This is a genomic window from Bradyrhizobium sp., assembly GCF_016462955.1.
Lineage (GTDB): Bacteria > Pseudomonadota > Alphaproteobacteria > Rhizobiales > Xanthobacteraceae > Bradyrhizobium.
Window position 1 is genome coordinate 1 of the sequence record NZ_JAEMSD010000049.1, and the last position, 9908, is coordinate 9908.

Consider the following 9908-nt stretch of genomic DNA (forward strand, 5'->3'; position numbering starts at 1 on the left):
CGATGGACCGGTCGCCGCTGCCGCGCGCCATCAGCGGCCGGCTGGCCTCGATCATGTTGGTCGTGGCGAAGAGATTGAGGTCCATCACCCGCGACCATTCCGCTGTGGTTTCCTGCCCGGGCGGTACCGAAGCGCCGCTGCCGACGTTGCAGACGAGAATGTCGAGCTGTCCCCACTGCCGTTCGACCTCGTGCACCAGCCCTGCTGCGGCGGTGGGATCGGTGACATCGGCCGCGTGTACCGATGTGCTGCCGCCGACCGCGGCCCGCGCGGCATCTAGCGCACCGGCGCCGCGTGCCGCGAGCGCGACCTTGGCGCCTTCCGCGGCGAGCGTGGTCGCGATCGCAAGCCCGATCCCGCGGCTGGCGCCGGTGACGAGCGCGACGCGATCCTGCAGCTCGAGTTTCATCGCGCCGCGTCCTCGATCCAGCCGACCGTCATGTCGCGATATCTGGCGAGCGCTGCGGCGTGATCGCCGTCCGCGGCACGGGCAGTTTGCAGAATGTATTGACCGTTGTAGCCGGAACGCTCGATCAGGCGGATCGTCTTGGCGAGGTCGGCGTTGCCGGTGCCGAGCGGCACGGTGGTGCCGCCGCGCACGCGGTCCTTCACATGGACGTTGAGAATGCGGGGCGCATAGGCCTCGATTTCCTCGTCGCTGTCATAGCCCAGCGAGGCGCTGTTGCCGCTGTCGTAGTTGATGCCGAAGACGCCGGCCGGAAACGCCTCCATGAACCGGGCAAGCTCACGCGGCGGCAGGTCGGATTCGAAGACGATCTTGACGTGCCGCCTGGTGAGTTGTTCGGAGCGAGCGAGCAGGACGCGCTTCAACGTGTCGCTCTCGCTCTGGCGCTCGATCTTGCCGTTGTCGACCAGCGGAATCACGACGAACTCGATGCCGATGCGGCTACAGGCGGCGATCAGGAGGTCGAGGTCGGCGACGAGCGCATCGCGTACCACGGCATCGACCTTCCAGAACGGTGCCTGCATGAAGCAGTCGCCGGTCAGGCTTGGGATGCGCACGCCGTTCTCGCGTGCGAGCGTTAGAATCTCCTGTTGTCCCGGCTCGGTCATGAGCGGATTTTCCCGCAGTCGCTCCTGATCGATGGTCCATTCCATCCGCGTCAGGCCGAGCGCCTTGGCGCGGGGAAACTCCTCGCGCCATTCATTCCACGGGAATGCTTGGATCTTGCCGTCGACCAAATTCGACAGGCGTCCCTGCATGAAGCCGATGCGTTCCAGTGTTGCGCTCACGATGTGCGGTCCGAACTGATGGCGAGTCCCTTGGCGATCCAGCCGCCATCGATGAAGATCTCCTGACCGGTCACGTAGGCGGAGGCCTCCGACGCCAGGAAAACGGCGGCGCCCACCATGTCGGCCGGCTGTCCCCAGCGGCCGAGCATGGTATGGCGGCGTCGATCCTCGTGCATGATGGGATCGGCGTAACTCTTCGCGGTCATCTCGGTTGCGACGTAGCCGGGCGCAAGCGCGTTGACGCGGATGCCATCGGGTGCGTAGTCGGCGGCGAGCGCACGCGTCAGCCCGGCAAGCCCCGCCTTCGCCGCGACGTAGCCGGGATTGCCGGGGAAGCCGCGCACCGAATTGATGCTGGTGACATTGACGATCGCCGCCGAGCCCGCGTTCTTCAGCAGCGGATAGGCGGCGAGGATGGTGGCGTAGACGCCGGTGAGATCGGTTGCGAGCGTGGCGCGGAAGCGTGCGAGCTCGGTTTCGCTGCTTTGGGCGGGAAGGCTGATCCCGGCGGCATTCACGAGTGCGTCGATGCGATCGCCTTTTGCCCCAATGGTGCGGAACGCGCTTTCGATCGCTCCTTCGTCGGAAAGGTCGCAGGCAATCGCGATGACGCCCTGCGGCGCGGTTCCGGACCGGCTGAGGCCGAATACGGTAGCCCCCGCATCCTTGAGGCCGCTCGCAATCGCCGCGCCGATGCCCCGCGAGGCGCCGGTGACGACCGCGAGCTTGCTTGCGAGAGAGAAGGCGCTGAGATCAGGCATAGCCATAACTGCGCATGATGGCGGCGCAAAGCTTGACGTCTTCGGGGCGGTCGATCTGGAACATCTTGTGACGCTCCATCACGTGGAAGCCGATCTTGCCGCCGAGACGATTGTTCTGCTCGCGCAGGAGGGAGGGGATCAGGACGTAGAACGAGCCGTTCTCGAGGTAGCGCTTCTCGATCTGCTGCCGCATACGGCGGTTGCGATAGTCGTAGTTGATCGGCTCCGGGCCGTTATCGCCAATCCGCCAGTTGAAGTAGTCCTCGACCTCGCAGACCGAGAGCAGGCTGTCGAGGCGCTCCCGGTCGAAGGTGTCCAGCGCCAGCTCGATGTCGGTGGGTTCGCGGATCGGGGAGGTCGCCTGGAGCGCGACGATCCGCTCGAAGCGACCGAGGCGCGCGTCGATGGCTTCGAGCGCGTGCAGCCAGGCGGATTCAGAGGAGGCGAGATCACCGGAAATGTCGGCGGGGCGGGGCACGCCGACAGCTCCGGCGGCCTCGGCTGCCGCGAGAATGTTGTCGCTATCCGACGACACCGCCACCACGTCGACGCCGCGTGCGGCGCGCGCCTGTTCGACCGTCCAGGCAATCAGCGGCTTGCCGCAGAGATCGAGCAGGTTCTTGTGTGGGATGCCCTTTGAGCCGCCCCGCGCGGCGATCACGGCCAGCGTCTTGCGCGCCATCAGATATGTCCCTCGAGGCGCTCGAGCGCGGTCCAGAAACCTTCGCCCATGTTCTTGTGGCCCTGCCATATTTCGGGAATGAACGAGGCGGTCGGTGCATGCTTGCGCAACACCTGTCCGATCTCCTCGAAATCGATCTCGCCTTCCCCGATCTGGAGACCTTCGCCGTCGAGACCCTTGGCGTCACCGAAATGCAGATGCGCGGTGTGCGGCCCGAGCTGCGCGAGGCCCTGGGCGAAGTCGAAGCCAAAATGATTGGCGGCGAGCTTGGTGTGGGAGATGTCGACGCACATGCGCAGAGCATGCTTGGCGCAGAACGCGGCCGACTCCTCCGGGAAGATGAAGATGTTCTGGTGACGCTGACCGCCGAAATGCCAGGGGAACGGTGCCATGGTCTGCGGCGTCAACTCGACGCCGTCCATGTCGAGCTCGGTCAAGCTCTGCGCAAAGATGCGGTAGCGCTCTGCCTTCTCCTCCGGCGGCAGCGGTTCGTCCATGGTGAAGCCGCCGATATTGGCGACGATGGGTGGGCGCTTGGTCTTGGGGAAGAACTTCTTCAGGCCGCGGGTGATGTCGATCACCGCCTGCGTCTGCTCCAGCGAGTAGCGCCGCAGCGCCTCATCGGGCGTTGCGAGGTCCATCAGCTTGGAGCCGGCAAACAGCTCGGGCGCATGCACGACGAAGCCGAGATCATAGGTGCCGGACAGATACGCCGCCGGATCGCGCTCCATGTCGCTGTAGCTGAGGTGGAACTCGATGATGTCGGGCTCGCAGATCTCCAGGAAACGCTCAGTATCGTGATAGCGCACAGGCACGCCCCACGGGCGGTCGAACCGGTAGCGCCGGGCCTTCGCGGCGCCTTCGTCGAGGTCGCTCTGGAAGAAATAATCGTCGGCAGCCATCGTCCGCGTCAGCTTGCGGCCGAGCAGTGCGGGCATCTTCAGTGGCGATAGGCCCTGTCCCGGACTCTTCACCGCAATGTCGCTTTCGGAGATCACGGTGCCGGCCGCTAGGTCGCGCGCGGCCACCAGGCTCTTGGCGAGGTTTTCGCGGTTGATCAGCTCACCCTGGCTCAGCGCGCGCTCGGCGAGCTTCTCGCCGCGCGCCGCCTCGACCTCGCGGATGCCGGAGACGAGTGCCTTGAATTCCTCCGGCTCCAGGCTCGCGGCATGGTCCGGACCTTCCATCTCGCGGTCGAGCGTGATGTGGCGTTCGATGATCACCGCGCCGAGCGCGACAGCGGCCGTCGAAACGGCGATGCCGCGCTCATGTCCGGAATAGCCGACGACCGGATGAATCTCGCGCAGCGTCTCCATGAAACGCAGATGGATGTTGTGCAGCGCTGCCGGATAGGTGCTCTGGCAATGCAGGAGCACGTAGCTGGCATTGCGGTCGTCGAGGAACTTCGCAGCGGCCTTGATCTCGTCCGTCGTGCTCATCCCGGTCGAGACGATCAGCGTCTTTCCGGTGGCGGTGAGGCAAGCGACCAGCGGCAGGTTGGTGAGGTCGGCCGAGGCGACCTTGTCGGCCTCGACGCCGAAGCTTTCGAGCACGGCGACGCTCTTGGCGTCCCAGGGCGTGCAGAGGTACTCGATGCCCTTGGCTGCGCAATATTCGGCGATCTTCTTCTGCTGTGCGGTCGGCAGCTCGAAACGCCGCAACAGATCGAGCGTATACTCGACGGCGAGGTCGTCGTCCTTGCCGGAGAGGCTGGAGGCGCGATAGACCTCGTCGAGCTTGCGCATCTGGAATTTGGCACAATCGGCGCCGGCAGCGACCGCGGCATCGACCAGCGCAATGGCGCGGTCGAAATCGCCATTGTGGTTGTTGCCGATCTCGGCGATGACGTAGCAAGGTTCATCGTTGCCCAGAAGACGGTTGCCGATGCGGACCGGAGCAGGCTGTTTGGGCGATGTCATCAACATTCTCGTCTCGTATGCGTCAGGCGAGCTGGGCGGGAACACGCGATTTCCACGTCCGCAGCCCGTTCTCTTCGAACATGATGCGCGAGCAGCTGTGCCCCTGCTGTTCCAGCGCCGCGATCAGCTGGTAGCGCTCGAACGGGCGGACGAAGAACATGAAGTAACCGCCGCCGCCGGCGCCGAGCAACTTGCCGCCGACCGCGCCATGCTGCTTGGCAAAATCATAGATCGCGTCGATCGCGTCGGACGAGATCTTGGAGCTCAGCTTCCGCTTGGCGTGCCAGGCCTCGTCGATCAGCCGGCCGCAGTCCAGCAGCTGGCCGCGCAGCAGATGCCGCCTGATGTCGCGCGTCACTTCCTTCTGCTTGGCAGCTGCGGCGACGGCGTCGCTGGTCTCGTGCTGAGCCTTCTGGTCACGGTGGATGGCGCCGGAGTCGCGCCCCGAGCCGGTGTAGCAGAGCACCAGGCTCTCCTCGAGCTCGGCGATGATGTTGGGATCGAGGCGAAGCGGCACGATGGTGTTCTGGTCGGAGAAGAACTCCATGTGATTGAAGCCGCCGAACACGGTGGCGTACTGATCCTGCCAGCCGCCGGGGATGTTGAGCATCAGCCGCTCGGCCTGGAAAGCCATCTCCGCGATCTCGTGGCGGTCCCACTGGTCGCTGCGGAATTCGTTGAAGCAGCCGATGATGGCGGACGAGACCACCGCGGAGCCGCCGAGGCCGGAGCCGACCGGGAAGTCGGCGGACACTTCGAGCTCGAAGCCATAGGTCGGCTTGATCAGGCGGACGACCGATTTGATCAGCGCGAGATCTCCGCCGGATCCGAGCTCCGCGAGATTGCCCGCCTCGACTGTGCGGCGGAAGTCGTGCGAGTAGATCCGGATGCTCGGGTCGCTCCGGCGCCGTAGCGTCGCGTGAGCGTACATCTTGATCGTGGCGCTGATGACGGCGCCTCCGTCATTCGCCACGAAGTAATGCGTGAGGTCTGTGCCGCCGCCGGAGAAGCTGATCCGCACCGGGGAGCGGGCGCGCGCGAACACCTCGCTCTCTTCCGACAGGTTGAACAACTCGCGGCTGAACACGTCGACCAGCCGCCTCTCGGCATCGAGGATCGGCACCACGTGGACGCGCTGGTCGAGCAGCTTGAGGATCTGCTCGCGCGGTCCGCCGGTCGGCGCCCAGACGAAGTTGCGATTGATGCAAGAGACAACCCGATCCTGGATCGTGGTGCCGGTCAGCATGCGCCTGCGGATGTCCCCGTCCGTCACGGCGCCGACGATTCGCCCGCTGGCATCCTGCGCGAACAGGATGCCGAGCATGTTCGCATTCAGTCGCCGAAACGCTTCCTCAATGGTCTCGGTCTCGGCGATGGTGACGAGGGTTCGGTCAAGCACGTTTTGGGTCCAGAAAGGGCCGATTCCGGCCATATCGCAGCAGGGTCTGGTAATACGGGAGCGGCAAGGACGATGCAAGGTTCCTGCGCCCAGCGGCATCGCAGCCATAGCCCAAAATTGGGCTCTACGCTCGTCATCTCCGTCATGCCGCGCGCTCGTTGCGCGCTCCGGCTTCGCGGAGGATCTGTTGAGCCTCAGTAATCACCTGCTGTGGAGACCAACTTAAGCTAGCGCTCGTCCGCGATCACCTTGCCGTCATTCGGCAACGTGCCGGGACTGACCAACTCGATGGCTCCGCCGAGCTTGGTCACGGCGCGCAAGCTGGCCGCGATCTCGTCGCGGAGCGAGTCGCTTGCGCTCACGGCTTCCGCTCTCAACGTCATGGCGTCGGCCTCGCCTTGTCGCGTGACGACGAGGCGTAGCCTTCCGAGCGCGGCATGGCGCTTGCCGATCTCGGCGACCTGCTCGGGCCGGACGAACATGCCCTTGATCTTGGTGGTCTGGTCGGCGCGACCCATCCAGCCCTTGATGCGCATATTGGTGCGCCCGCATGGGCTCGTGCCGGGCAGGGCCGCGGTGAGGTCGCCGAGCGCGAGCCGGATCCAGGGATGGTGCGGGTCGAGCGAGGTGACGACGATCTCGCCGACGTCGCCGGGCGCGACCGGATCGCCGGTGCCGGGCTTGACGATCTCCAGGATCAGGTCCTCGTTCACGACCATGCCTTCGCGCGCCTCGGTCTCGAAGGCGATGAGGCCGAGGTCGGCGGTGCCGAAGGCCTGGTAGGCGTCAATGCCGCGCCCCTTGATCTCGGCCTGCAGCGATGGCGGGAAGGCGGCGCCCGAGACCAGCGCGCGCTTGATCGAGGACACGTCACGGCCCGAGCTTGCCGCGGCGTCGAGCAGGATCTTCAGGAAATCCGGCGTGCCACTGTAGCCGACCGGCCGATATGCCTCGATCAGCTCGAATTGCTGCTCGGTGTTGCCCGGCCCTGCGGGGATCACGGCGCAGCCGAGCGCGCGCGCCGACGCATCGAAGATGAAGCCGCCGGGGGTGAGATGGTAGCTGAAGGTGTTGAGAACGATGTCATCGGGGCGGAACCCGGCCGCGAACAGGGCCCTTGCGCCGCGCCAGGGATCGGCCTGTCGCCCTTCCGGCTCGAAGATCGGGCCTGGGGAGGTGAAGAGGCGGGCGAACGAGCCTGGCGCCCCCGCCACGAGGCCTCCGAAGGGCGCAGAGGCCTTGTGTAGGGCGGGCAGTTCCGACTTGCGCAACACCGGTAGCTGCGCCAGAGCCGCCCTGGAGGTCACGGCGGCGGGATCGAGGCCCTTGAGCCGCTCGGCATAGGCCGGGGCGGCCAGCGCGGCTCGCAGCACCTCCGGGAGGTGGGCAAACAGGTCGGCCTCGCGCGCGGCTTGCTCACGCGTCTCGCGAGCGTCGTAATGGGCGGTCATGGCTGTTCTTTCCGTGTTGGCATCCGTTGCGCGCCGCCGCCGGCATGGCTATCAGACCGCCATTGGTGAGGCTTGAAAGGGATCCGATGGCGGACGAAGGAATCATTGCGGCGGACGAGGCGTCGAACGTCGTCGCGCGCCTGAAGCGCCGCATGATCGACGAGGCCCTGCCGCTGTGGTCCACGGTGGGCTGGGATCACGCCGCGGGCGGCTTCATCGACAGGCTGCACCGCGACGGCGCAGCGGATGCGGCCGCGCCGCGGCGCGTGTTCGTGCAGGCCCGACAGATCTGGTGCTACGCCAAGGCGGCGCAGATGGGCTGGTATCCCGAGGGGCGCATGATTGCGCTGAAGGGGCTGGAGCACCTGCTGACCAAAGCGAAGGCGCCCGACGGCCGCCCCGGCTATGTTCACCGGCTGACGCCGGAGGGTGCGGTGCTGGATGCCCGGCGCGATGCCTACGATCACGCCTTCATCCTGTTTGCGCTCGCCAGTGTTTACGCGCTCGACCAGGATGCGCAGGTCCGCGCCGAGATCGATGCGCTGCTCGCCTTCCTTGACGGCCATCTGCGCTCGCCCCACGGCGGCGTTCACGAAGGCCTTCCGGTCTCGCTGCCGCGCCGGCAGAACCCGCACATGCACCTGTTCGAGGCGATGATCGCGTGCTTCGAGGCGACCCACGATCTGTCGTTCCAGAATCGTGCCGGAGAATTTTTCGCACTGTTCCTGGCCAACCTCTACGACAAGCAGAAGCACGTATTGTCGGAGTATTTCGAGGAGGACTGGTCGAAGATCGAGCCGGTCAGCGTCGAGCCGGGCCACCAGGCGGAATGGGTCTGGCTGCTGAAAGGTTTCGAGCGCATCACGGGCTGCCCGACCGGCCAGCGACGCGCGGAACTGCTGGAGACTTCGCTGCGCTATCGCGACGAGACGACGGGTTGCCTCGTCGACGAGGGCGACGCAAGCGGCAACATCCGCCGCAGCACGCGCCGGCTGTGGCCGCAGACCGAGATCGCGAAGGCGTGGATCGCGCAAGCCGAGTCGGGCGAGGTGGGGGCGGCGGACGAGGCGCGCGCGGCGCTGGTGCGGCTCGAACGGCATTATCTCAGCCATCCCGTGAAGGGCGGCTGGTATGACCAGTTCGATCGCGACGGCAAATCGCTGATCGACACCATTCCTGCGTCGTCGTTCTATCATGTTCTCTGCGCAGTCACGGAAGCGGAACAGGTGCTGGGCTAGGCTTCTGATGGATCAAAGCCAGCGTTTGCGCCGCTTGAAGCTCTTGAGGTTCTTGAAGCTCTTGCGCTGATCGCCGGCGCCGCCGAGGTAAAATTCCTTGACGTCCTCGTTGTCGCGCAATTCGTCCGCGCTGCCGTCGAGCACGACCTTGCCTTGTTCCATGATGTAGCCGTGGCTGGCCACGGAGAGCGCAGCGCGTGCGTTCTGCTCGACCAGCAGGATGGTGACGCCGAGATCGCGGTTGATCTTTTGGATGATAGAGAACACCTCCTTCACCAGCAGTGGCGACAAGCCCATCGAAGGCTCGTCCATCAGGATCATCTTCGGCCGCGCCATCAGCGCACGGCCGATCGCGAGCATCTGCTGCTCACCGCCGGAGAGGTAGCCGGCAAGGCCAGTGCGCTCCTTCAGGCGCGGGAAATAATTGAAAACCATGTCGAGGTCGGAATCGACCTCGCGGTCCCTGCGCGTGAAGGCGCCGAGCTTGAGGTTCTCCAGCGAGGTCATGTCGGCGATGATGCGCCGGCCCTCCATCACCTGGAAGATGCCGCGACGGACGATCTTGTCGGGATCGATGCCGTTGATGCGCTCACCCTCGAACAGAATCTCGCCGCGCGTAACCTCGCCATCTTCAGTCTTGAGCAGCCCCGAGATCGCCTTCAGCGTCGTCGACTTGCCGGCGCCGTTGGCTCCGAGCAGCGCCACGATCGCGCCCTTGGGCACATCGAGGCTGAGGCCGCGCAGCACCAGGATGACGTCGTCATAGACGACCTCGATGTTGCGCACGGCGAGGAGGGGCGGCGCGGGCACGACGCTTGGGGAGGAGCGCTCGATGTGAGCCGTTTCACTCATGGTCAATGGTTCTCTCGATGTCGGCGCTGCTCTACCTCCGTCATTCCGGGGCGGTCCGCAGGACCGAACCCGGAATCTCGAGGTTCCGGGCTCGATGCTTCGCATCGCCCCGGAACGACGAACGGAGTGCGGCTCACCACCCCAGCAACTCGGCCTTGCGCGGCAGCTCGACAGTCTTGACCTTCTCGAGCTTGATCGCGCCCTTGGCCATGAGATCGTTGAGGTCGCCGTCCGTCGTGCCCGAGATTTTGGTGCGATAGAGATCGACCTTCAGCGTTCCGCGGTGGTCCTTGTCGGTCCAGGTCGAGGCGTTGCAGACGCCTTCCATTCCGGCCGGGACCCAGTCCTTCTT

At 65.5% G+C, this 9908-nt stretch carries 9 protein-coding genes and 1 pseudogene; 1 reads left to right on the forward strand and 9 read right to left on the reverse strand.

Translation table 11 applies throughout. From position 1 onward, the window contains the following. The 7 genes from JHD07_RS08190 to JHD07_RS08220 all read right to left on the reverse strand — a co-directional run. A partial coding sequence (locus tag JHD07_RS08190; RefSeq protein ID WP_291620822.1) for an SDR family oxidoreductase occupies positions 1–409 on the reverse strand: 409 nt, incomplete at its 3' end. Continuing rightward, the gene (locus tag JHD07_RS08195; protein ID WP_291620824.1) at positions 406–1254 is read right to left on the reverse strand and encodes a TIM barrel protein; all 849 of its coding nucleotides are present in this window, start codon (positions 1252–1254) and stop codon (positions 406–408) included. The genes JHD07_RS08190 and JHD07_RS08195, both read right to left, overlap by 4 nt. After that, complete coding sequence (locus JHD07_RS08200) at positions 1251–2015, reverse strand: SDR family oxidoreductase (RefSeq protein ID WP_291620826.1); 765 nt, start codon at positions 2013–2015, stop codon at positions 1251–1253. Before JHD07_RS08200 ends, JHD07_RS08195 begins: the two co-directional genes overlap by 4 nt. Next, positions 2008–2697, reverse strand: coding sequence for an acylneuraminate cytidylyltransferase family protein (locus JHD07_RS08205; RefSeq protein ID WP_291620829.1), 690 nt, complete (start codon positions 2695–2697; stop codon positions 2008–2010). Before JHD07_RS08205 ends, JHD07_RS08200 begins: the two co-directional genes overlap by 8 nt. Continuing rightward, complete coding sequence (locus JHD07_RS08210; protein WP_291620832.1) at positions 2697–4616, reverse strand: N-acetylneuraminate synthase family protein; 1920 nt, start codon at positions 4614–4616, stop codon at positions 2697–2699. Before JHD07_RS08210 ends, JHD07_RS08205 begins: the two co-directional genes overlap by 1 nt. A 22-nt stretch (positions 4617–4638) precedes the next feature. Next, positions 4639–6015, reverse strand: a complete 1377-nt coding sequence (locus JHD07_RS08215) for a CBS domain-containing protein (protein ID WP_291620834.1) — start codon at positions 6013–6015, stop codon at positions 4639–4641. Between the two features lie 227 nt (positions 6016–6242). Next, the gene (locus JHD07_RS08220) at positions 6243–7466 is read right to left on the reverse strand and encodes an AMP-binding protein (RefSeq protein WP_291620836.1); all 1224 of its coding nucleotides are present in this window, start codon (positions 7464–7466) and stop codon (positions 6243–6245) included. An 86-nt stretch (positions 7467–7552) separates the two neighbouring features. Between JHD07_RS08220 and JHD07_RS08225 the strand changes: the two genes are divergently transcribed. Beyond that, complete coding sequence (locus JHD07_RS08225) at positions 7553–8704, forward strand: AGE family epimerase/isomerase (RefSeq protein ID WP_291620838.1); 1152 nt, start codon at positions 7553–7555, stop codon at positions 8702–8704. A 12-nt stretch (positions 8705–8716) separates the two neighbouring features. Here JHD07_RS08225 and JHD07_RS08230 read toward each other — a convergent pair whose 3' ends face one another. Both JHD07_RS08230 and JHD07_RS08235 read right to left on the reverse strand, forming a co-directional pair. After that, a complete protein-coding gene (locus JHD07_RS08230) occupies positions 8717–9556 on the reverse strand; it encodes an ABC transporter ATP-binding protein (RefSeq protein ID WP_291620840.1) in 840 nt (279 codons plus the stop codon). A gap of 133 nt (positions 9557–9689) precedes the next feature. Next, positions 9690–9908: pseudogene (locus tag JHD07_RS08235) on the reverse strand (branched-chain amino acid ABC transporter substrate-binding protein); the annotation flags it as partial.